Source organism: Caballeronia sp. AZ1_KS37 (assembly GCF_023631165.1).
Lineage (GTDB): Bacteria > Pseudomonadota > Gammaproteobacteria > Burkholderiales > Burkholderiaceae > Caballeronia > Caballeronia zhejiangensis.
Genome location: NZ_JALQDP010000034.1, coordinates 451,083 through 473,142, shown reverse-complemented (window position 1 = coordinate 473,142; position 22,060 = coordinate 451,083). Strand labels below are relative to the sequence as shown.

Below are 22,060 nucleotides of genomic sequence, written 5' to 3'. Positions count from 1 at the left end.
GCGTGTCGGCTTTTTCAGCCGTTCCTGCGAGCCGGCGCTTTCAAATTAGTCACGGCGGGGCGCGCGCAAAATCGGCTGGATGGCCTACATCGAAAGTCGTAGAAAGGGGATGGCCATAAAGTTTTCGGCTGACCGGCCGATAGCGCATGAGGAATCGAGCGCCGGGCGTCATCTCGGCGTGGGCCTGAGGCGGTCGAACCGCAAGAAAAAGCAGTCGCAAAAGACTGACAAGAAACGAGAGAGGGCCGATGACTGGTGTCTACAATCCGCTGCTGGTCTGCCTGTCGCTGGTGGTCGCGTTCCTCGCGTCCTACACGGCGATGGAGCTGTCCGGCGGCCTGAATGCGCTTGCGAGCGCGAAACGCCGCCCCGCCTGGCTTGCCGGCGGCGCGGTGTCGATGGGCGTCGGCATCTGGTCGATGCACTTCATCGGCATGCTCGCGTTCTCGCTGCCGATTCCCGTCGGCTACGACGTGTCCATCACGGCGGCGTCGCTCGTGCTCGCGATCGGCGTGTCGTTCATCGCGCTCGCCACCGCGAGCCGGGGCGCGCTATCGTGGCCGCGCCTCGTCGTCGGCGGCACGATCATGGGCGTCGGCGTCGCGGCGATGCACTTCACCGGCATGCGCGCGATGGAGATGTCGCCGGGAATCGACTACACGGTCTGGAAAGTGGCGCTGTCGGTCGCGGTCGCGATCTTCGCGTCGATGGCCGCGCTCTGGCTCGCGTTCACGCTGCGCGCGTCGAACGTGGAGAACCGCGTCGTCAAGCGGCTCGGCGCGGCGATCATCATGGCGGTCGCCATCACCGGCATGCACTATCTGGGCATGGACGCGGCCAACTTCGCGCCGGGCAGCCTCTGCCTCGCCGATGCCAAACTCGACGCGAACTGGCTCGCGCTCGTCGTCACGGCGATGTCGTTCACCGTGCTCGTCGGCACGCTCGCGCTGTTCGCGCTCCACACGAGCAGCCTGTCGATCTCGCTGAAGCGCGCGAACCGGCAACTGCGCTATCTCGGCACGCACGACGCGCTCACGAGGTTGCCGAACCGCCAGCAACTCACGCTGCGCATCGCGCAGGCGATCGAAGACGGCGCGCGCCGCGCGTCGCCGTTCGCGGTGCTCTTCATCGATCTCGACGGCTTCAAGTCGATCAACGATTCGCTCGGTCATGGCGTCGGCGACGATCTGCTGCAGGTATGCGCCGAGCGTCTGCGCGAGGATTTGCGCCATACCGACATGGTCGCGCGGCTCGGCGGCGACGAATTCGTGATCGTGGTCGGGAACGCGGCGGACACCTCGGCGGCAATGACGGTCGCCAATGGCGTGCTGGGGCGTCTCTCGCAGGAGATCGTCGTCAACGGCTTGCCGCTGCGCGTGAGCGCGAGCATCGGCATTGCGTTTCATCCGCGCGACGGCGCGAACGCCGACGAACTGCTCCACAGCGCCGACGCCGCCATGTACGCCGCGAAGCAGAGCGGGCGCAATACGGTCCGCGTGTTCGAGCCGCAGATGAATCACACGGCGCTCAGGTCGCTGATCCTGCAACGTGACCTGCATCGCGCGTTGAGCGACGACCAGTTGAGCCTGTCGTTTCAGCCGAAGTTCAGCGTCGCGTCGCAATCGGTGACGGGCGTCGAGGCGCTGATTCGCTGGCGTCATCCGGAACTCGGCGAAATCGCGCCGCTCGAATTCATTCCGATCGCCGAGCGCTCCGGCCTCATCGTCGAAATCGGCGACTGGGTGTTGCGCGAAGTGTGCCGCAACATCGCGCGATGGGACGCGGACGGCCTGCCGGCGATCTCGGTCTCGGTGAATCTGTCGCCGATCCAGTTCAACGTGCCCGATCTCGTCGCGCGCGTCGATGCGCTGATCGCCGCGTCCGGCGTCGATCCGTCGCGCCTCATGTTCGAGATCACCGAATCGACGGCGATGCAGAACATCGAACGGACGAGCCGCACGATCGAGGCGCTGCAAGCGCGCGGCTACGCCGTGGCCATCGACGATTTCGGCACCGGGTATTCGAGCCTCTGTTATCTGCAGCGCTTTCGTTTCGATCAGATCAAGATCGACGGCTCCTTCGTGCGCGATCTCGATTCGTCCGGGCAGCGCGGCAGCGCGTTGCTGTCGGCGGTCGTGACGCTCGCGCGCGCGTTGCAGATCGAGGTCGTCGCGGAAGGCGTCGAAACGCAGTCGCAATTCCGCACGCTCGGCGAACTCGAATGCGATCAGATGCAGGGTTTTCTGCTGAGCCGGCCGATGCCCGCGGCGGAACTTCCGGGCTTCTTGAGCAGCATGGCGGGACGGATCGTCGCGTCCGGCCGCGCCTGCGCCGCGCCTATCGGCTGACGCGCGGCGCGCCCGCCCACAACGCGATCGCGCTCAGATTGTCCGCGCCGGCGGGCGCGTTGCGGCGCGCACGAGCCGCGAGCGCGGCGAGCCAGCTTGCGGCGTCGCCGGCATCGTCGATCGAATCGATCATCGACGCTTCGTCGAGATGTTCCCAGAAGCCGTCGCTGCAGACGAGAAACGCGTCGCCATCCTCGATCGGAAAGGGCACGCGCGCGGCTTCGATCTTCAGTTCGTCGTCGGTGCCGAGCGCCGTGTGCATCACGCTGCGCAGCCGGTATGGCTGCGCGCTGCCCTGATCGAGCGTCTGCAGGACGATGCGTCCGTTCCTGAAACAGTAGATGTGCGTGTCGCCGCAATGCGCCCAGTTCGCGTGTGCGCCTTGCGGGTCGATCGTGAGGATCGCGGCGGTCGAGCGCATGCGTTCGCGCGTGCCGCCGGCCGATTGCGCATCGACGATCGCGCGGTTCGCGGCGAGCATCGCATCGGCGAGCTGTCCCGTTTCGACGCTCTCGCCGCGCGTCGCGCAATCGCGCAGCACGTCGCGCATGGTGTCGACGACGAGTTGCGCCGCGACGTCGCCGCCGCCGAGACCGCCCGCGCCATCGGCGACGATGCCCGCGATCAGCCGGCGATGCGCGACCAGCACGAGCCGGTCTTCGTTGCTGTTGCGACCGCCCGGATCGGTGAAGCTGGCGAGATCGAATCGCATGGGGCTACCTTGAAGGCTTGTCATGGTTGGCGAACGTCGATGAGCGATGCGCGGGCCTTCCGCGCGGGCTACGCGATCAAGACGAACGCGCGTCCGCGCTTTTGAAACTCAAGGCGCGAGCCAGCCACGGCGAATCGGCCACGACGCGGCCTTGCGATAGAGCGCAATCAGCAAGCGCATCAGCGCTTCTCCGGCACGCGCCCAGAGCGGCGCGACGAGCGCATACGCGATGCACGCGACTCCGATTGCGCCCGCCATATCGAGCGGAAAATGCACGCCGATGCGGACCCGCGCCCACGCGACCGCGACGCCCGCGAGCGCGGCAAGCAGGCCGTCATGCCAGAGACGCGCAAGCAGCAATGTCAGCGCGACGCTGGCGAAGAGCGTCCCGTGATCGCTCGGAAACGACGAATCGGGCACATGCTCGATGAACGTATGGCCGAGGCCGATCATGAACGGCCGCGGATGCATCCACAGCATGCCGATCAGCTGATTGAGCCCGAGCGCGAGGAACGTGACGCAGCACGCGCGCACGGCCGCGCCGCGTTGAAGGCGGCCGCCGAAGAGCCACATGAACGCGAGCAGCGCGGGAATGAGATAAACGAGATCTTCGGCGATGGCGATGGCAACGTCGATTTGCCATAGCGGCGTGGCGGCTCGCGCGTTGATCGCAAGGAACCACGCGCGGTTGAGCGCTTCGAGTGCATTCATGCGGCAGTTTCGCTGGTTACGATGATCCGGCCGATCGTATCCGGCGAAACTTATGCGACCCTTAGCCGTGGCTCGCGCGCGCTATTTGCCCTTTGAATTCTGCGCGATGGCTTCGTCGGTTTCCCAGCCGCCGCCGAGCGCGCGAAAGAGGTTGACCTGATCGATCGCGACCTGACCTTCGGCGGCCGCGACCTGCGCCGCGACGCCGGTGAGCGTGCGCGTCGCATCGAGATCGTTGAGGAAGGACTCGCGTCCCGCGCGATACAGGCGATTCGTCTCATCGGCGGATTCGATCGCCGATTTATACGCGGTGCGCAATGCATCGGCGCGCGTGGTGTCGGATGCGTAGGTCGCGAGGCTGCTTTGCGTTTCCTGCAGCGCCTTCAGCACGACGCCGTCGAAATGCGCGAGCGCGCCGCGCGCCGATGCTTCCGCCTGCGTCACGCGCGCGCGCTGACCGTTGATCGGAAAGCTCCAACTGATGAGCGGCCCGAACGCCCAGCGGTTCGTGTTCGCGCCGAACAAGTCTTCCGCGATGCCGACGGAACCCACCGATGCGCCGAGACTCACCGACGGATACAGCGCCGCCGTCGCGACGCCGATGCGCGCCGTCGACGACGCGAGCTGCCGTTCGGCCTGACGCACATCGGGACGGCGCTTCAGCAGCGCAGCGCCATCGCCGACCGGAATCGGCGCGCGCAGCTTCGGCAGCTTCTTGCAGGCGAGCGCGGCTTTGGGCAAATCGGACGGCGCGCGCGCGAGCAGCATCGCGAGCCGATACTGCGCGACGCGGCGGCGCGCGACGAAGCGCGGAATGTCGGCGGCGAGCGTATCGGCCTGAGTCTGTCCGCGCGTGACTTCCGACTGATTGCCGCGGCCCGCGTCGCGCAAACGCTGCGTGAGCTTCACGCGCTCTTTCTGCAGGTTGAACGACTTCTGCGCGATCTCCAGCTCTTCGCCCGCCGAGCACGATTCGACATACGCGCGCACGACATCCGCGACCACCGTGATGCGCGCGAGATTCTGCGCGGCCTCGACGGCTTCATCGTCCGCGTTCGCTGCTTCGACACCGCGCTTCAGCTTGCCGAAGAGATCGATCTCGTAGGAAATGGACAGATCGAGCGCGCCTTCGTTGACGACCGGAAGCTTCTCCGACAACAGATATTGCTCGGCCGATTCCTGCGCGCGCTGAAACGCGGCCGAGGTCTTGCCGGAGAATCCGCCTTGCTTGTTCGCGAACTCGACTTCGGCGCGCGAACGCGCGAGATTCGCGGCGGCGACGCGCAAATCCGTATTCGATGCGAGCGCCTGCGTGACGAGCTGATCGACGACGGGATCGTCATAGAGACGCCACCATTTCGCGGGCACTTCGCCTTGCGTGACGGGCGCGCGATCCGCGCCGTCGATGGCCGCGTTCGCGTAGGGCGCCTTGATCGCGGCGTTATCGGGCAGCGTGTAGTTCGGTCCGAGGGTCGTGCAGCCGAAGAGCGCGAAGGCCGACGAAGCCGCGATGGCGATCGCTTTCATGATGCGCGTGCCGTTCATCGCGATGTGCCCGACGTGCTCGAAGTCGGCGCGGGCGCCGATGCGGGCGACGTCTCCGACGCCGCGCGCTTGCCGATCTTCGGCCCGATGCCCCGCACCGAAACCGTCGCCGTGCGTCCCGCGATCATGCGGAAGTCGGCGGGGATCTCATCGAGCGTGACGCGTACCGGAATGCGCTGCGCGAGACGTACCCAACTGAACGCGGGGTTCACGTTCGGCAGGAGACTCGGGCTTTGCTGACGGTCGCGGTCTTCGATCGCCGCGACGATGCTCTGCACATGACCGCGCAAAATGTTGGCTTCGCCCATGACCTTGATATCGACGGGCTGGCCGATATCGATGCCGCCGAGCTTCGTTTCTTCGAAGTAACCCTCGACGCGGAACGATTGCATGTCCACCACCGACAGCACCGCGCGTCCCGCCGACACGAATTCGCCGGTGCGCGGCGCGCGATCGTTGAGATAACCGTCGACGGGACTCACGATCTCCGTGCGCTGCAGATTCAGGCGCGCGGTATCGATGGCGACTTCGGCATCGGCGAGGGCGGCTGTCGCCTGCTCGACGCGCGAATGCGTTTCCTCGACGACTTCGCGCGCGACGAGATTGCCGAGCGCGCGATTGCGCGCATCTTCGCGACGCGCCTGATCGAGCGTGGCGCGGCGTTGCTGCGCGGTCGCCTGCGCATTGCGCAGCGCGAGCGTGTAGCGCGCCTGATCGATCACGAAGAGCACGTCGCCTTTCTTCACCTGCTGATTGTCGGCGACCTTCACGTCGGTGATAAGGCCGGACACGTCGGGCGCGACTTGAATGACATCGGCGCGCACGTGGCCGTCGCGCGTCCACGGCGCGAACATGTAGTAATCGACGAGCTTCCACAACACGACGCACGCAATCGCGACGACGATGAGCGTAAGCAGAATCTGTCCGAGAGAGAACCAGGTTTTTTTCACGAGATGAGCCGCTGCGAAACGATGACGACAACGCCCAGCACCAGAACATAGATGCCGAGATCGAAGATGGAACGGTGCCACACGAAACGATAAAAGCCGACGCGCGCGAGCACGTTGCGAATCGCCAGATTCAACAGATAGGCGATGAACATCAGCACGAGCACGGCCGGCACGAAGACGCCGAGAATGTCGATTTCGCCGATCATGTATGGCGTTCCGATGAAGAATGAGTGACGAAGATCATGCCGGCTCTTCCTGCGTCGCGGGCGGATGCAATGAGAGCCGCATGCCGACGAGCGCGTGCAGCGTGTCGCGCAGCCATCTTTCCGCGGCCGCATTCTGCGACTGCTCGAGCGCGCGCGACGTGACCTGAGCGCTCGTCACATCGATGCTGCGAATCAGCTCGGGCGGCACCGGCTGTCGTGCGCGCCGCGCGATGCAGGATTCGAAGTAACGGCGCAGTGCGTCGAGCGTATCGTCGACGGATGTCTGTATGTCCAGCGGCAGCTTGCGGCGCGTGCGGCGCAGATCGAGTGCATTGAGCGCGACACGAAAATCGCGAAAGCTTTCGATCGACGGATGACGATGCGAGTCCGTCGCGGCATGACGCGGCAAGAGCTGCATCAGACGGTCGAGCATGCGTGCGTAGAGATTGCGCTGATCCGCGATCAGCACCGAAGGCGACGCGCTCAGCACGATATCGGCCCACGCCGAGCGCGTGAGACGCGCGGCCGCGAGTTCGGCGCCGAACGGACGCGTCATGCGCGTCCAGATGAATGCGAAGAGCAGGCCCGCGACGCCCGCGAGATTGCTGTTGGCGAACACGAAGAAGTCCGCTTCGTAGGCGCTCTGGATGCTGATGAAGGTTGCGGTGTTCACGGCCGTGAGCATCGTGACGAGCGTGAAGCGCGGGCGCGGAATCAGCGTGCCGATAATAAGGAACGGCACCGCGAAAATCACGACGAGCATCGGGAAATCGTGTACGTGCGGCAAGACGGCGAACACGTAGAGTCCGGCGAGCACGACGCTCAGACACGTCGCGAGAAAGAACGTGAACACTTGCGGTGCGGGCTCGTCGAGCGCGGCGAAGAAGCAGCACGCGACGGCGGCGAGCGTCACGGCGGCCGCGCCGTCGTTCCATCCCGATTCGATCCACAACCCGCATGCAACGATGATCGCGCTCACCGCGACGCCGGTCGAAAAGAGCATCATGCCGCGATCGAAAAAGCGCGCGGTGCCGCCCAAACGCCAGTGACGGAAGTGCGGACGCCATTCGCTCGTCTCGTTGAGAATGGCCGCACGCAACGCGCGAATGTCCTGCCATACGTCGATGACCTGACCGAGACGCCACAGCGCATTCGAGAGCAGCGCGCCGTCCGCGCTCGCGAGCGCTTCGACGGGCGGACGCATCGCATTGATGCGCTCGCGGAAGGCATCGGGCGCGCGGTCGTTTGCGACATCCTCTTTGGCGCGCGGCGTGGGCGAGCCGACCCACGCGGCGACGTCCTTCAACAGCGCTTCGAGCCCTTCAGGATGCTCGCCGTGCTTCCCGATCAGTTCGATGAGCGGATCGGCCATCGATGAAATGAGCGGCAGAAAGATCTGCATGCGTCCCTGCAACGCGCGCGCACGCCGGATGATGTCGGGCCGCGTGTGATCGTAGGTCAATTGACTCAGCAGGAATTCGAGTCCGTTGACGGTCGCCGCGAGCCGCTGCCGCGCCGCCGATATGGAGGCGCCCGCGATATGCCCCGAGAGCGTTTCGCTCGCGTAGAAGGCGGCGTCGCGGAACCATGCGTCCGTTCGTTCGATGAGCGTCGGCGCGAGGCGGCTCGGAAACACCACGCTGCCGACGACGCTCGCCACCACGATGCCGAGCAGGATCTCTTCGGTGCGCGTGATCGCGAGATCGAAGACGGCCGTCGGATTCGTGACGGCGGGCAGCGCGATCAGCGGCAGCGTGTAGCCCGCGAGCAGAAACACATAGCTGCGCGCGCTGCGGTCGAACATCGAGAGAAAGAGCAGCGTGCCCGTCCACAACGCGACGATCACGCTGAAGAGATACGGCGATTCGACGAACGGCGGCACGATCAACACCGCGCCCGCCGCGCCGATCATCGTGCCGAGCGCGCGATACAGCGCCTTCGAGCGCGTCGCGCCGACGAACGGATTCGACACGATATAGACGGTCGCCATCGCCCAATAAGGACGCGGCAATTCGAGTCTGAGGCCGATGTAGAGCGCGATCATCGCGGCGGCGAAGGTCTTGGCGGAAAAGAGCCACTCGCGCGCGGATGGAAAGGACATGGCGCTATGCTCCGCGCTTTGCGGCGGACCGCGCCGGCTTTGCGGTTTGATCGCCGGCTTCGAGTGCCGCGAGCAGCTTCGCATCCGGCGACGCGCTGAATACGTTCAGCACGCGCAATGTCGTTTCCAGGTCTTCGCGGCTCACGCCCTTCAATAACCGCGCGCGCAGCGTGACGAGACGCTCTTCCATGCGCGCGGTGACGGCGCGGCCTTCGTCGGTAAGCGTGATGGTCTTGGCGCGCTTGTCTTCGGGATCTTCGTCACGGCGCACGAGTCCGGCCGCGCAAAGCTGATCGAGCAGCCGCACGAGCGATGGCCCTTCGATGCCGACATGCTCCGCGAGCGTCACCTGACGCACCGCCTCGCCGAGCCGGTTGGCCGTGAGCAGCGGCACGGCACATGCTTCCGACACGCCGTACGAGGCGAGCACGCCGTGGCTCGTGCGGCGCCAGCGTCGCGCGGCAAGCACGAGCGTGCTGCTCACGGAGCGGCGCAGAAAGTCGAGATGAGTCATGCGGCGGGATTATAGCGAGAACTCTATTCGTTAGCATGCTATCGACTTATGTTTTTTCTTTCAGATTGCGTACGGTAGGCATGCCGGAGAGGCAAATTGGCGTGCTATCTTTTCGGCTCGATCATCCTGCCCGAGCCGCCATGCCGATTGCCTATATCCGTGGCTTGACTTCGCCCAGCCGCACCGATTCCGCCAACCGGCGTCTGGGCTGCGCGCTCGCCTTCGTCGCGGGCGCCGCGAACGCGGGCGGCTTTCTCGCGGTCGGACAATACACGTCCCATATGTCGGGGCTCGTTTCATCGATCGCCGATAACCTCGTGCTCGGCCAGATCGCCTTGGTCTTTTCCGCGATCGGCGCGGTCGGCGCGTTCCTCGGCGGCGCGGCGACTTCCGCGGTGCTCATCAACTGGGGACGGCAGCGGCGCGCGCATAGCGTGTTCGCAACGCCGCTTTTGCTCGAAGCGGCGCTTCTGCTCGTGTTCGGCATGCTCGGCGCCAATCTGGAGACGCATCGCGTGTGGGATGTGCCGTTGACCGTCGCGCTGCTTTGCTTCGTGATGGGCCTGCAAAACGCGATGATCACGAAGATATCGAAGGCGGAGATCCGCACGACGCATGTGACGGGTCTCGTGACGGACATCGGCATCGAGATCGGCAAGAGCCTTTACTGGAACCGCGGCGTCGCGCGCGACGATGCCTCTTATGTGCGCGCGAATCACGCGCGTCTCGCGCTGCTGAGTTCGCTCTTCGCGATGTTCATGCTCGGCGGTTTCGCGGGCGCGATCGGCTTCGCGCATCTCGGCTTCGCGACGACCGTGCCGCTCGCCGCGTTGCTGCTGCTGTTCTCGTCCGTGCCGCTCGCGGACGATCTCGCGGCAGGCAGACGCCGCCTGCGCCGCTAAACGGCCTCGGCCGCCTCCCTGACGATCCAGTCGCGAAAGAGCTTCATGCCGTGCGAAAGACGCCGTGACTTGAGCCACGTGAGCCAGTAGCTGCCGGTTCTCACTTCGACATCGAACGGACGCACGAGCAGCCCGGCCTGCAACTCGCGCACGAACATGCGCGGCGGCGCGAGCGCGACGCCCGCGCCTTGCACGGCGGCTTCCACCATCAGGCGCGACGAATCGAAGACGGGACCGTTCATCGTCCATGCGTCGAGGCCCGCGGCGTCGAACCAGTCGCTCCAGTCGTCCGCGCGATAGGAGCGCAGCAGCACTTCATTGACGAGATCGGATGGCGTGTAAAGACGCCGCGCGATGTCGGGCGCGCACAGCGCGGCGAGCGGCGCATCGAGCAGCAGCGCGTTATGCGTCCCCGGCCAGACGCCCGCGCCGAAGCGGATGGCGAAGTCGAGCCCTTCGGACGCGGGATCGACGAGATTGTTATGCGTGAAGAGCCGCAACTCGACGAACGGATGCGTCTTGCGAAACGCCTTCATGCGCGGCATCAGCCAGCCGACCGCGAACGTGCCGACCACGCCCACCGTCAGCACTTCGTGAAAGTGTCCCCCTTCGAACTGCTTGAGCACGGCTTCGATGCGGCCGAACGCATCGCTCAACACGGGCAGTAACGCGCGCCCTTCGTCGGTGACGCTGAGGCCGCGCGGGACGCGTCTGAAAAGCGGCGTGCCGAGCCGTTCCTCCAGCGCGCGCACTTGCTGGCTGACGGCCGCCTGCGTGACGTTCAATTCCTGCGCGGCGCGCGTGAAACTCAGATGCCGCGCCGACGCTTCGAACGCGCGCAACGCATTCAGGGGAAGATGAGGTCGCATGGCTCGCATAAGTTTTTCTATTGCCAGCGGCAAATTATCCTCGATTGTCGAAGCGCGAAAAAGAGCGGATATTTCGCTTCGTTCCAATCATGCAAACCAGAACGAAGGATCAAGACAATGAAGGTTCGCGCGCTGAGTCTTTTGGCAGCAGCCATTTTTTCTTTTGGCGCGATGTCCGGCGCCGCCTATGCCGACGATGCAGCGAGCATCAAGTCGACCGTCGATCAGACCATCGAGCCGTTGATGGCGCTGCACGGCATTCACGGCATGGCCGTGGGCGTCGTCGTCGACGGCAAGCCTTATGTGTTCGAGTACGGCGTGGCGTCTAAGGCGACGAAGCAGCCCGTCACGCGCGATACGCTCTTCGAACTCGGCTCGATCAGCAAGACGTTCACCGCGACGCTCGCATCCTATGCGCAGATCGAAGGCGATCTTTCCTTGAACGATCCGGTGAGCAAGTATCTTCCATCGCTCGATGGGACGGAGTTCGGCAAGGTGACGTTGCTGAATCTCGGCACGCACACGCCGGGCGGCTTGCCGCTGCAAGTGCCCGACGAGATTCACGACAACGAGCAACTGATGCAGTACTTCAAAACATGGCGTCCGGCCCGGCCGCCCGGCACGATCCGCACGTATGCGAATCCCGGCATCGGCACGCTCGGCCTCATCACGGCGAAGAGCATGAAGCAGGACTTCGCAGCGCTGATGGAGACGCGTCTCTTTCCCGCGCTGGGACTGAAGCAGAGTTACATCAACGTGCCCGCTTCGAAGCAGCGCGATTACGCGCAAGGCTATACGAAAGACGACGCGCCGATACGCATGAAAGGTGGCGTGCTTTCGCCGGAGGCTTATGGCGTGAGATCGACGGCTGCGGACATGACGCGCTTCCTGCAGATCAACATGAACCTGGTGCGTATCGATCCGGCGTTTCAGCGCGCCGTCGATGCCACGCACACGGGCTATTTCCAGGCCGGCCCGATGACGCAGGATCTCATCTGGGAACAGTATCCGTATCCGGTCGCGTTACAGCCTTTGCTCGATGGAAACTCGTCGTCGATGATCCTGAACGCGACGCCCGTCACGCGCATCGATCCGCCGCAAGCGCCGCGCGACGACGTGTGGATCAACAAGACCGGCTCGACCAACGGCTTCGGCGCCTATATCGCGTTCGTGCCGAAAGCGCGCGTGGGCATCGTGATGCTCGCGAACAGGAACATTCCGAACGAAGAGCGTGTGAAGGCGGCGTATGCAATCATCACGTCGTTATCCGGCGGACGATAAACACGAGAGCCATGCGAATCGATCCCTACAGTCTCGAACTCTTCATCGCGGTCGTCGAGGAGGGATCGATTGCGCGCGCCGCGAGCCGCAGTCACATCGCGCCGTCGGCGTTGAGCAGGCGCATCGCCGATCTCGAAGCGGCCATCGGCGTCGCGCTGCTCATTCGCTCGTCCTCGGGCGTGCAACTGACCGAAGCGGGGCAGCATGCTTATGCGAGCGCGCGTTCCATTCATGGACAGCTCGAGAGCATGGCGCGCGAAGTTCAGTCGATGAGCGGCCAGATCGCGGGCGTCGTGCGTCTCTATGCCAATGCGTCGGCGATCGTCGGCTTTCTGCCTGAACGTCTCACGTCGTTCAAGGCGCGCTATCCGCTCGTCGAGATCGCGTTGACGGAACAGATCAGCGATGAAGTGATTCGCGCGTGTCTCGACGATCGCGCGGATGTCGGGATATCGGCGAGCACGAAGGCGCATGCGGGTCTCGATACATGGCGCTTCGTCGACGATCCGCTGATGGTCGTCCTGCCGCCCGGTCACGAACTCGCGCAAGCAGACGCGCTGAGCTTCGCCGAAGTGACGCGCTTTCCGCTCGTCGCGTTGCAGGCAGGCGGCTCGCTCGATCAGACCTTGAAGGAACACGCCGACGCCGCGCGCGTGCCGCTCAACGTGACCGTCACCGTCAACAGCTTCGATGCGCAATGCCGCATGGTTGAAGCGGGACTCGGCATCGGCATCGTGCCGACGAGCGCGGCGTCGGCGTTCGCGGGTTCGCGCAATTTCGTGCGCGTGCCGTTGCGCGAAACGTGGGGCAGCGGCCGATGCCTGCGCGTTCATGCGCCGCGCAAGTCTTCGCGGCTGAAGGCGGTGCAGGCGCTGATCGATACGCTCATCGGCGAGGGTTAACACGGACATCGCGTCTCGCGATGGCCCCAGTGCCGAACGAACACTTCATGCACGCGCGCGGGTGCGTCTAGATTGGCGTCGAGGAGAATGCGATGGCCAATCTGAATGTAAGCGGACGAATCCTGTTTCTGAGCGCGGACGCCGCGAAGGTCGAGCAGCAACTCGCCGGCGAGGATCTCACGCTCGATGAAGCGGGCGCACTGCGCGACGATGTGTCCACCGACGAAATCACGCCGATCAGCGTGCTCACGCGTTTCGACGAGCGGCTCGGTCAATGCCCGTATGTCGCATTTCATGCGGGCGGGCGCAATCCGATCGGCCACGATGCCGTGCGCGCGGGCCGCTTTCAGGTGACGGTCGCGGGCAATCGCTATGGCAAAGGCTCGTCGCGCGAACATAGCCCGCTCGCCGAATATCACGCGGGCATACGGCTCGTGATCGCGCGGAGCTTCGAACGCATCTACCGGCAGAACGCGGACAATCTCGGGCTTTTCACGTCGACGGATTTCGGCCTGATCGAACGCATCCGGCGCGGCGAGGCTATCGATATCGATGAACTCGTTGCGGATCGCGATCCGTTGGCGGCGGCGATCCTTACGAGCGGCGGACTGTTGCGCTATGGAAAGTTGCATATGCAACGAGTCAGCATCGGCGAAGCATCGCACGATGAAGCGCCGCGCACGCTCGTAGAGAAAATTCTCGCGCGTCACACATTGACGACCGATGTGACCAACGCATCGCTCGAAGCGGGCAACGGCATCTTCGTGCGCGCGGACTGGCGCTTCATCCACGAGTACTACACGGGCATGGCCGCGCATATGCTGCACGCGGCATTCGGCCGCCCGCTGACGCTGCACGAACCGCGCAGCATGCTCGCGTTCGAGGATCATCTGTCGTATTCGCATCGCAGCGAACTGCATATCGGGAACGGGCTGCTGCCGAACGTGCGCGAGTTATCGGACGCGCATCGCACGTTCGCGCATGACTACGATGTGCGCAATCACGGCTATCTGAGCGAAGCGAACAGCGAGCTCGACGAAGGCTCCGAAGGCATCTCGCACGCGATGATGGCCGAGCGCTACGCGTTGCCCGGCCACGTGATCGTCGGAACCGATTCGCATACGCCGCATAGCGGCGCGCTCGGATGTGTCGCGTTCGGCGTCGGCACGACGGACATGGCGAACGCATTCGTCACCGGCGCGGTTCGCATGACGGTGCCGCAATCGTTGCGCATCGAACTATCGGGACCGATTCCCGCGGGCGTCACCGCGAAGGACATCGTGCTTCACTTGCTTGCCGATTCGCGCATACGCGCGGGCGCGGGCGTCGGCAAGGTGTTCGAGTTCGCGGGCACGGCCATCGCGAGCCTCTCGACCGATGAGCGCACGACGCTCACCAACATGACGGCCGAGTTGGGCGGCTTCACGGGCATCGTCGCTCCCGACGATGAAACCGTGCGCTTTCTGAAGGCGCGGCGCGGCATCGACTTCAAGATCGAGCCATGGATGCGAAGCGATGAAGGCGCGCGCTACGCCGATGTCATCGCGATCGATTGCTCGCGTCTCACGCCGATGCTCGCCGCGCCCGGCGATCCGGGCAACGGCATCGCGCTTGAAGCGCTCGATGAAAGGCCGGTCATCGATATCGCGTATGGCGGTTCGTGCACGGCAGGCAAGCGCGAGGACTTCGATCACTATCACGAAGTGCTTTCGTGGGCGGCGAAGCGCGGCTTGCGCGTGCCCGGCAATGTGACGCTCTATTTGCAATTCGGCACGCAGGACGTGCGCGACTATTGCATCGCGCAAGGCTATGTCAATGCGTTCAAGCGCGTCGGCGCGATTCTGCTGCAACCGTCGTGCGGTGCGTGCGCGAACTGCGGACCAGGTTCGTCGACACAGGCCGAACAAGTCACCATCAGCGCGATCAATCGCAATTTTCCGGGCCGCTCGGGTCCGGGGAAAGTATGGCTCGCAAGCCCGCCGACGGTAGTTGCAAGCGCAATTATCGGCCGCATCACATCGTTCGCGGAGTTGCAAGAACGCTTCACGCAGTAAGCACGCAGCATGACAGAGCCGCCATCGATGCGGCTTCAGAATACATTCAGGAGACAAGCAATGGCCATCATGCAGGGCACTTCGCGTCTGCACGACGCCGCCGACAGCGCGTTCACGGACGCGCCCGCCATCGCGGACACGGCGGGCATCTCGGCACGCCTCGACCGGCTTCCCGCCACGCGCGCGGTGTGGAAACTCGTCTTTCTGCTGAGCCTCGGCTTCTTCTTCGAACTATATGATCTGCTCTTCACCGGCTATATCGCGCCGGGTCTCGTGAAGAGCGGCATTCTCACATCGACGACCGCGGGTCTCTTCGGCACGACGGGCGTCGCGAGCTTCATCGCCGCGCTGTTCTGCGGCTTGTTCATCGGCACGATCGCGTGCGGCTTTCTCGCCGATCGCTACGGACGTCGCGCGATCTTCACGTATTCGCTGCTCTGGTACGTCGCGGCGAATACCGTGATGGCGTTTCAGGACACGGCACTGTGGCTCAACTTCTGGCGCTTCGTGTCGGGGCTCGGCATCGGTGTGGAACTCGTGACCATCGGTACTTATATGTCCGAGCTTGCGCCGAAACATCTGCGTGGAAGGGCGTTCGCCGTGTGTCAGGCGATCGGCTTTTCCGCCGTGCCGGTGGTCGCGTTCCTTTCGTATCTGCTCGTGCCGCGCGCGCCGTTCGGCTTCGATGGCTGGCGCTGGGTCGCATTGGCGGGGGGCGTGAGTGCGCTGTTCGTTTGGTACTTCCGGCGCAATCTGCCGGAAAGCCCGCGCTGGCTCGCGAGCAAAGGCCGCATCGACGAAGCCGACGAAGTGCTGCGCCGTCTCGAAGACACGGTCGCGCTTCAGTACGGCAAGCCGTTGCCCGCGCCGGGTCCTTCCGATCCCATTGCAAGAAAGGCCGGGTTCGCCGATATGTGGAAGCCGCCGTATCGCAAGCGCACGCTCATGCTGATCGTCTTTCATATCTGTCAGACGGTCGGTTTCTACGGCTTCGCGAACTGGGTGCCGACACTGCTCGTCAAGCAGGGCGTGACAGTCACGTCGAGCCTGCTCTATACGACGGTGATCGGGCTTGCCGCGCCCATCGGTCCCTTGCTCGGCTACTGGATCGCCGATCGTTTCGAACGCAAGCATGTGATCGTGTTCATGGCGGCCGTGAATATCGTCGCGGGCCTGCTGTTCAGCCAGGCGTCGGCGGCGGTGACGATCGTCACGCTCGGCGTGTTGCTCACGCTCGCGGGCAACATCATTTCGTTCACGTATCACACGTATCAGCAAGAGCTTTATCCGACGACGATCCGCGCACGCGCTGTCGGCTTCGTCTATTCGTGGAGCCGGCTATCGGCGGTGTTCAGTTCGTTCGTGATCGCGTTCGTGCTGAAGGAAGCGGGCGTGACCGGCGTGTTCGGCTTCATCGCGGGCGCGATGCTGATCGTGATGATCTGCATCGGATCGATGGGACCGCGCACGCTCGGCCGATCGCTCGAAAGCATTTCGCATTGAGTTCGAACTAAGCACCACAGGCATGAATCAGGAACTGCTGCACGGCGGTCGACGGGGCGCTCAACGTCGCGCCCTTGCGCCAGATCATGCCTGCTTCCATATGAGGAATCGCGTCGTTGACGGGCCGCGCCTCGATGCGCTTGCCTTCGAGCGACCACGGCCGAAACACCATATCCGATAGCACGGTGACGCCGAAACCATGCGCCACGAGTCCGCGCAGCGCTTCCATCGAACTCGTGCGAAACGCGATGTTCGGTTCGATGCGCTTCTTGTGCCAGTAGCGCATCGTCGATTGCTCGCCTTCATCGACGGTAATCAGAATGTAGGGATGCACGGCGATATCCTTCAACGATACCGCGTGCTGCTGCGCGAGCGGATGCATCGGCGCGACCCACAGTTGCCGGCGCGAACGCATCAAGACCTGGCTGTCGAAACGATTCGGACGCTGCAGATTCGATAGCAGCACCACGCCGATATCGACATCGCCATTCGCGACTGCTTCTTCGATTTGCGGCCGCTCCATGTCACGCAGATCGAAATCGATGAACGGATACGTCGCACGAAAGCGCGCGAGCAGTTCCGGCAAAAAATACCCGAGCACCGTATAGGACGCCGCGATTCGCGCGACGCCGCGCATGTCGTGCGCGCGAAACGGCGGCATGTGCATCGCATCGCGCGCGGCGTCGAGCACGCGACGCGCATGGTTATGAAAATCCTGACCGTCGGGCGTCAGCGCGACGCCTTGCGGCAGGCGCTCGAACAGCTTCGTGCCGAGCGCGCTTTCGAGCGCGAGCACCGCATTCGTGATCGCCGACTGCGATACGTGTTCGTTGGCCGCCGCCATCGAGAACTGGCCCGTTTGCGCGGCGGCGACGAAGTAGCGCAACTGCCTGAGCGTGAGATCGAACGCCATCTGATTTTCAGATACCGGAGTTGTGTATTCGTGATTTTACGATCGCAAATCGGCTTCCTATACTCGGCAAAAAAACTAATTCCCGAATTCCGGAGACATGCCCTCATGAACGCACCCGATCGCGCCGCACTAGCCGCTGCAACCGTAACGCTCGACGATAAATACACGCTGGAGAAAGGCCGCGTCTATATCAGCGGCACGCAGGCGCTCGTGCGTCTGCCGATGTTGCAGAAAGCGCGCGACCGCAAGGCGGGGCTGAACACGGCGGGCTTCGTTTCGGGCTATCGCGGATCGCCGCTCGGTGCGCTCGATCAGTCGCTATGGAAGGCGAAGGCGCATCTGAAGAATAACGACATCGTGTTTCAGCCGGGCGTGAACGAGGATCTCGCGGCGACGTCGATCTGGGGCACGCAGCAGATCAATCTGTGGCCGGGCGCGACACGCGATGGCGTGTTCGGCATGTGGTACGGCAAGGGACCGGGCGTCGATCGCACCGGCGATGTTTTCAAGCACGCGAATTCCGCAGGCACCGACAAGCATGGCGGCGTGCTTGTCCTCGCTGGCGACGATCACGCGGCGAAGTCGTCCTCGGTCGCGCATCAGTCGGATCATGCGTTCATCGCGGCGGGCATTCCGGTGCTGTATCCGTCGAACGTACAGGAGTATCTCGACTACGGTCTGCACGGATGGGCGATGAGCCGCTATTCGGGCCTGTGGGTCGCGATGAAATGCGTGACCGATGTGGTCGAATCGACGGCATCGATCGATCTCGATCCGGATCGCGTGGAGATCGTCACGCCGGACGACTACGCGATGCCCGAAGGCGGCCTCAACATTCGCTGGCCAGATTCGCCGCTCGCGCAGGAAGCGCGTCTGCTCGACGAGAAGTGGTACGCGGCGCTGGCCTACGTGCGTGCGAACAAGCTCAATCGCGTCGTCATCGATTCGGACAAGCCGCGCTTCGGCATCATCACGGCGGGCAAGGCGTATCTCGATGTGCGTCAGGCGCTCGTCGATCTCGGTCTCGATGATGACACCTGCGCGCAGATCGGCCTGCGCGTGCTGAAAGTGGGCTGCGTGTGGCCACTCGATGCGCAGGACGCACGCGCGTTCGCGACCGGTCTCGAAGAGATTCTCGTCGTGGAAGAGAAGCGGCAGATTCTCGAATACGCGCTGAAAGAAGAGCTTTATAACTGGCGTGAAGACGTGCGCCCGCGCATCTACGGCAAGTTCGACGAGCGCGACAACGAAGGCGGCGAATGGTCTGTGCCGCGCGGCGACTGGTTGCTGCCGGCGCATTACGAGCTATCGCCCGCGTTGATCGCGAAGGCTATCGCGCGTCGTCTCGCGCGCGCGGATCTTCCCGAAGACGTGCGTGCGCGCATGTTGTCGCGCGTCGAAACGATCGAAGCGAAAGAGCGCGAGGCGACCAAGCCGCGCGTCGATGTCGAGCGCAAGCCATGGTTCTGCTCGGGATGTCCGCATAACACATCGACGCGCGTGCCCGAAGGATCGCGCGCGCTCGCGGGCATCGGCTGCCATTACATGTCGATGTGGATGAACCGCAAGACCGAGACGTTCAGCCAGATGGGCGGCGAGGGCGTCGCGTGGATCGGCCAGATGCATTTCTCCGGCGATAAACACGTCTTCGTCAATCTCGGCGACGGCACATACTTCCATTCGGGCCTGCTCGCGGTGCGCGCGGCGATTGCGGCGAACGCGAACATCACGTACAAGATTCTCTATAACGATGCGGTTGCTATGACGGGCGGCCAGCCCGTCGACGGCATATTGACGGTGCCGCAGATCGCGCATCAGGTCTATGCGGAAGGAGCGAAGCGCATCGTCATCGTGACCGACGAGCCGCAGAAATACGATGCGAACGTTGCGTTGCCCCAGGGCGTGAACGTGCATCATCGCGATGAGCTCGATCACATTCAGCGCGAGTTGCGCGATACGCAAGGCACGACCATCCTCATCTACGACCAGACTTGCGCGACGGAGAAGCGCCGTCGCCGCAAGCGTGGCACGTATCCCGATCCGGCGCGTCGCGCGTTCATCAACGATGCGGTTTGCGAAGGCTGCGGCGAATGCTCGGTGCAATCGAACTGCCTGTCGGTCGAGCCGATGGACACGCCGCTCGGCACGAAGCGCAAGATCAACCAGTCTTCGTGCAACAAGGATTTCTCGTGCGTGAAGGGCTTTTGCCCGAGTTTCGTCACCGCTGAAGGCGCGCAGGTTCGCAAGCCCAAGGCGGCCGCAGGCGTGAAGCCGGACTTCGATAATTTGCCGATCCCTTCGTTGCCTGCCTTGTCGAAGCCTTACGGCATTCTCGTGACGGGCGTCGGCGGCACGGGCGTGGTGACGATCGGCGGATTGATCGGCATGGCCGCGCATATCGAACGCAAGGGCGTGACCGTGCTCGATATGGCGGGTCTCGCGCAGAAGGGCGGCGCGGTGCTGAGTCACGTGCAGATCGCGCCGAAGCCGCAAGCGCTGCATGCGACACGCATCGCAACGGGCGAAGCGCGGCTCGTCATCGGTTGCGATGCGATCGTGTCAGCATCGAACGATGTGCTGTCGCGCACGCGTTACGGCATCACGCACGCGGCGATCAACAGCGGCGCGACGCCGACCGCCGAGTTCGTCACGAATGCGCAATGGACCTTTCCCGCTGCGCAGACGGAGCAGGCGTTGTCGGAGAGCATCGGCGCGGGATGCGAGTTCGTCGAAGCCAATGCGCTCGCGTTGAAACTGCTCGGCGACACGATCTATTCGAATCCGCTGCTGCTTGGTTTCGCGTGGCAGAAGGGCTGGTTGCCGCTCGAACTCGCGAGCCTCACGCGCGCGATCGAACTGAACGGCGTGGCCGTCGACAAGAACGTGCTCGCGTTCAACTGGGGCCGCTTCGTTGCGCAGAACGGCGCCGGCGATCTGCTCGAGTCCACGCAGCACGCGGTCATCGTGAAGATGCCGGAGTCGCTGGAGAACGTGATCGCGACGCGCGAAGCGTTGCTCACGGCGTATCAGAGCGAAGCGTATGCGCGTTCGTATCGCGATGTCGTCGAGCGCATTCGCGAGAAGGAAAAGCTGCTGAACGCGAAGTTACCCCTTACGCGCGCCGTCGCGGTGAATCTCGCGAAGCTGATGGCTTATAAGGACGAGTACGAAGTTGCGCGTCTCTATGCCGATCCCGCGTATCTCGACAAGCTGCGTGAGCAGTTCGAGGGCGAACCGGGCCGCGATTACAAGCTGATGTTCCATCTCGCGCCGCCGCTTTTCGCTAAACGCGACGAGCATGGCCATCTCGTGAAGCAGCGTTTTGGTGCGTGGATGCTGCCGGCGTTTCGCGTGCTCGCGAAGATGAAGGGTTTGCGCGGCACATCGTTCGATGTGTTCGGCAAGACGGAAGAGCGCCGCACCGAACGCCGGATGATCGCGGATTACATTGCGCTCGTCGATGAATTCGTTGCGACGCTCGATGCGCAACGATGCGATGCCGCGTTGAAGCTTGCGAAACTACCTGATGAAATCCGCGGCTTCGGACATGTGAAGGAGCGCAACATCGCGGCCGTCGCGAAGAAGCGCGAACGGTTGATCGAAAGTTATCGCGCGCCGGTGGAGGTGGCGGCGACTGCGTGAGCGGGCGATAGGGTATCGCGAGCTGACGAATCGGAAGCTGTATCGCGGATTCGTCACCGTAACTTCAAGTGGCGAATCAATTCGGATGGCAAAGTATTCTGTTGGCTCGCTATGTTCGAGAGTCAGAATATGCAATCGTCGTTGCCCGTATAGCACAGACGAGCCGTCGTTCGATTGGAAGCCTGCAAAGAAGCCGATTGAGGTGGGTCGCTTCGAAATCCGTCCACCGTCCGTGCCCTTCAATGCGAAGCCAATCTATGACGCGGAGCTGGATGCCGTCATTGGCTATCGCGAGGAAAACGCGGACGTATCGCGCATCTATGCGCTCGACGGGCGTATCGCGATAAGCGAGAGGCGTATAGAGTCGCCGCTTACCGTCGTTCGAGAGCGCGACTACACCATTCTTCACTTCGCTTACAGACACATCCTATGAAGCAGCCCACCGTTCATACCACGGCGCATATTGATTCCAGTGCGACAGTGCAATGGGACAGCGATTGCTTCACTGTGCGCTGCGCAATCGAGTATGCGGCTTCGTCCACTTCCGTCGAAAGACGGTCAACCTAAGCGAAGAGATCGACCGGCGCTGCGATATCCATCCGCCGGTGTATTTCATTACTGCGGGAACGCTATCGATGGTGTTAGATTCGGATAAGCGTCTCAAGGGGTTCGACCTCTACACAAATCCCGAAAAGTGGGTTGCATGCTCGCTGCCTTTGCGCGGCGCGGTTCAGGAAACGCCGCATATCGAGACGTCGTTCGATGCAAACGGTCACGGGAACGGGCATCGGGGTCGATGAGAATCTGGCGCAGATTTGCGTAGAGGATTTGTTTCTGGAAATAGCGAAGCCGAAGCATGAAACGCTTTGGGCCGCGCTGTTCGGCCGCGGTCACGCGGGAACGTGAT

At 63.5% G+C, this 22,060-nt stretch carries 17 protein-coding genes; 8 read left to right on the top strand and 9 right to left on the bottom strand.

Going from position 1 to position 22,060, the window contains the following annotated elements; genetic code table 11:
• Positions 1-248 precede the first annotated feature (248 nt).
• Positions 249-2,348 carry a putative bifunctional diguanylate cyclase/phosphodiesterase gene (locus NCS00_RS22775; protein ID WP_175981115.1) on the top strand — a complete coding sequence of 700 codons (2,100 nt, stop codon included), beginning with the start codon at positions 249-251 and terminating at the stop codon, positions 2,346-2,348.
• On the opposite strand, the gene NCS00_RS22770 is transcribed toward NCS00_RS22775, so the two are convergent.
• From NCS00_RS22770 to NCS00_RS22740, 7 genes are all read right to left on the bottom strand, one after another.
• Complete coding sequence (locus tag NCS00_RS22770) at positions 2,338-3,060, bottom strand: PP2C family protein-serine/threonine phosphatase (RefSeq protein ID WP_008348376.1); 723 nt, start codon at positions 3,058-3,060, stop codon at positions 2,338-2,340. The genes NCS00_RS22775 and NCS00_RS22770 overlap by 11 nt on opposite strands.
• Positions 3,061-3,168: 108 nt before the next feature.
• Positions 3,169-3,771, bottom strand: coding sequence for a phosphatase PAP2 family protein (locus tag NCS00_RS22765; RefSeq protein WP_175981113.1), 603 nt, complete (start codon positions 3,769-3,771; stop codon positions 3,169-3,171).
• An 81-nt stretch (positions 3,772-3,852) separates the two neighbouring features.
• Positions 3,853-5,298, bottom strand: coding sequence for an efflux transporter outer membrane subunit (locus NCS00_RS22760; protein ID WP_502801596.1), 1,446 nt, complete (start codon positions 5,296-5,298; stop codon positions 3,853-3,855).
• A gap of 14 nt (positions 5,299-5,312) precedes the next feature.
• On the bottom strand, positions 5,313-6,266 hold the full coding sequence (locus NCS00_RS22755) for an efflux RND transporter periplasmic adaptor subunit (RefSeq protein WP_008348371.1): 954 nt from the start codon (positions 6,264-6,266) through the stop codon (positions 5,313-5,315).
• Entirely contained in the window at positions 6,263-6,472 is a 210-nt protein-coding gene (locus NCS00_RS22750) for a DUF1656 domain-containing protein (RefSeq protein WP_008348368.1), read from the bottom strand. Before NCS00_RS22750 ends, NCS00_RS22755 begins: the two co-directional genes overlap by 4 nt.
• Before the next feature lie 34 nt (positions 6,473-6,506).
• Positions 6,507-8,573 (bottom strand): FUSC family protein, encoded by a 2,067-nt coding sequence (locus tag NCS00_RS22745; RefSeq protein ID WP_250441043.1) that lies wholly within the window; start codon positions 8,571-8,573, stop codon positions 6,507-6,509.
• A gap of 4 nt (positions 8,574-8,577) precedes the next feature.
• Positions 8,578-9,087 carry a MarR family winged helix-turn-helix transcriptional regulator gene (locus NCS00_RS22740; RefSeq protein ID WP_175981107.1) on the bottom strand — a complete coding sequence of 170 codons (510 nt, stop codon included), beginning with the start codon at positions 9,085-9,087 and terminating at the stop codon, positions 8,578-8,580.
• A gap of 140 nt (positions 9,088-9,227) precedes the next feature.
• Between NCS00_RS22740 and NCS00_RS22735 the strand changes: the two genes are divergently transcribed.
• Complete coding sequence (locus NCS00_RS22735) at positions 9,228-9,989, top strand: YoaK family protein (RefSeq protein WP_008348363.1); 762 nt, start codon at positions 9,228-9,230, stop codon at positions 9,987-9,989.
• Here the strand turns inward: NCS00_RS22735 and NCS00_RS22730 are convergent.
• Positions 9,986-10,867, bottom strand: a complete 882-nt coding sequence (locus NCS00_RS22730) for a LysR family transcriptional regulator (protein WP_284508159.1) — start codon at positions 10,865-10,867, stop codon at positions 9,986-9,988. The genes NCS00_RS22735 and NCS00_RS22730 overlap by 4 nt on opposite strands.
• 108 nt (positions 10,868-10,975) lie before the next feature.
• On the opposite strand from NCS00_RS22730, the gene ampC reads away from it, so the two are divergent.
• The 4 genes from ampC (at position 10,976) to NCS00_RS22710 (ending at position 16,598) form a co-directional block, all read left to right on the top strand.
• Entirely contained in the window at positions 10,976-12,139 is a 1,164-nt protein-coding gene (gene ampC, locus NCS00_RS22725) for a class C beta-lactamase (protein ID WP_250441041.1), read from the top strand.
• Between the two features lie 11 nt (positions 12,140-12,150).
• Positions 12,151-13,041, top strand: a complete 891-nt coding sequence (locus tag NCS00_RS22720) for a LysR family transcriptional regulator (protein WP_250436694.1) — start codon at positions 12,151-12,153, stop codon at positions 13,039-13,041.
• Between the two features lie 92 nt (positions 13,042-13,133).
• Positions 13,134-15,095 carry an aconitase family protein gene (locus NCS00_RS22715; RefSeq protein ID WP_250441040.1) on the top strand — a complete coding sequence of 654 codons (1,962 nt, stop codon included), beginning with the start codon at positions 13,134-13,136 and terminating at the stop codon, positions 15,093-15,095.
• 60 nt (positions 15,096-15,155) lie between these two features.
• Positions 15,156-16,598: an MFS transporter gene (locus tag NCS00_RS22710; protein ID WP_250441039.1), complete on the top strand. Its 1,443-nt coding sequence runs from the start codon at positions 15,156-15,158 to the stop codon at positions 16,596-16,598.
• 7 nt (positions 16,599-16,605) lie between these two features.
• Here the strand turns inward: NCS00_RS22710 and NCS00_RS22705 are convergent, their stop codons facing one another.
• On the bottom strand, positions 16,606-17,511 hold the full coding sequence (locus NCS00_RS22705; RefSeq protein WP_008348350.1) for a LysR family transcriptional regulator: 906 nt from the start codon (positions 17,509-17,511) through the stop codon (positions 16,606-16,608).
• A 105-nt stretch (positions 17,512-17,616) separates the two neighbouring features.
• Between NCS00_RS22705 and NCS00_RS22700 the strand changes: the two genes are divergently transcribed.
• Entirely contained in the window at positions 17,617-21,153 is a 3,537-nt protein-coding gene (locus tag NCS00_RS22700; RefSeq protein WP_250441038.1) for an indolepyruvate ferredoxin oxidoreductase family protein, read from the top strand.
• Positions 21,154-21,915: 762 nt separating this feature from the next.
• Positions 21,916-22,059 carry a hypothetical protein gene (locus tag NCS00_RS22695; RefSeq protein WP_250441037.1) on the top strand — a complete coding sequence of 48 codons (144 nt, stop codon included), beginning with the start codon at positions 21,916-21,918 and terminating at the stop codon, positions 22,057-22,059.
• The last annotated feature ends 1 nt before the right edge of the window (position 22,060 follow it).

What these genes read in the sequence shown, in the direction of transcription:
- NCS00_RS22775 (WP_175981115.1), top strand. Translation starts at nt 249, where the DNA reads ATGACTGGTGTCTACAATCCGCTGCTGGTCTGCCTGTCGCTGGTGGTC.
- NCS00_RS22770 (WP_008348376.1), bottom strand. Translation starts at nt 3,060, where the DNA reads ATGCGATTCGATCTCGCCAGCTTCACCGATCCGGGCGGTCGCAACAGC.
- NCS00_RS22765 (WP_175981113.1), bottom strand. Translation starts at nt 3,771, where the DNA reads ATGAATGCACTCGAAGCGCTCAACCGCGCGTGGTTCCTTGCGATCAAC.
- NCS00_RS22760 (WP_502801596.1), bottom strand. Translation starts at nt 5,298, where the DNA reads ATGAAAGCGATCGCCATCGCGGCTTCGTCGGCCTTCGCGCTCTTCGGC.
- NCS00_RS22750 (WP_008348368.1), bottom strand. Translation starts at nt 6,472, where the DNA reads ATGATCGGCGAAATCGACATTCTCGGCGTCTTCGTGCCGGCCGTGCTC.
- NCS00_RS22745 (WP_250441043.1), bottom strand. Translation starts at nt 8,573, where the DNA reads ATGTCCTTTCCATCCGCGCGCGAGTGGCTCTTTTCCGCCAAGACCTTC.
- NCS00_RS22740 (WP_175981107.1), bottom strand. Translation starts at nt 9,087, where the DNA reads ATGACTCATCTCGACTTTCTGCGCCGCTCCGTGAGCAGCACGCTCGTG.
- NCS00_RS22735 (WP_008348363.1), top strand. Translation starts at nt 9,228, where the DNA reads ATGCCGATTGCCTATATCCGTGGCTTGACTTCGCCCAGCCGCACCGAT.
- NCS00_RS22730 (WP_284508159.1), bottom strand. Translation starts at nt 10,867, where the DNA reads ATGCGAGCCATGCGACCTCATCTTCCCCTGAATGCGTTGCGCGCGTTC.
- ampC (WP_250441041.1), top strand. Translation starts at nt 10,976, where the DNA reads ATGAAGGTTCGCGCGCTGAGTCTTTTGGCAGCAGCCATTTTTTCTTTT.
- NCS00_RS22720 (WP_250436694.1), top strand. Translation starts at nt 12,151, where the DNA reads ATGCGAATCGATCCCTACAGTCTCGAACTCTTCATCGCGGTCGTCGAG.
- NCS00_RS22715 (WP_250441040.1), top strand. Translation starts at nt 13,134, where the DNA reads ATGGCCAATCTGAATGTAAGCGGACGAATCCTGTTTCTGAGCGCGGAC.
- NCS00_RS22710 (WP_250441039.1), top strand. Translation starts at nt 15,156, where the DNA reads ATGGCCATCATGCAGGGCACTTCGCGTCTGCACGACGCCGCCGACAGC.
- NCS00_RS22705 (WP_008348350.1), bottom strand. Translation starts at nt 17,511, where the DNA reads ATGGCGTTCGATCTCACGCTCAGGCAGTTGCGCTACTTCGTCGCCGCC.
- NCS00_RS22700 (WP_250441038.1), top strand. Translation starts at nt 17,617, where the DNA reads ATGAACGCACCCGATCGCGCCGCACTAGCCGCTGCAACCGTAACGCTC.
- NCS00_RS22695 (WP_250441037.1), top strand. Translation starts at nt 21,916, where the DNA reads ATGCAAACGGTCACGGGAACGGGCATCGGGGTCGATGAGAATCTGGCG.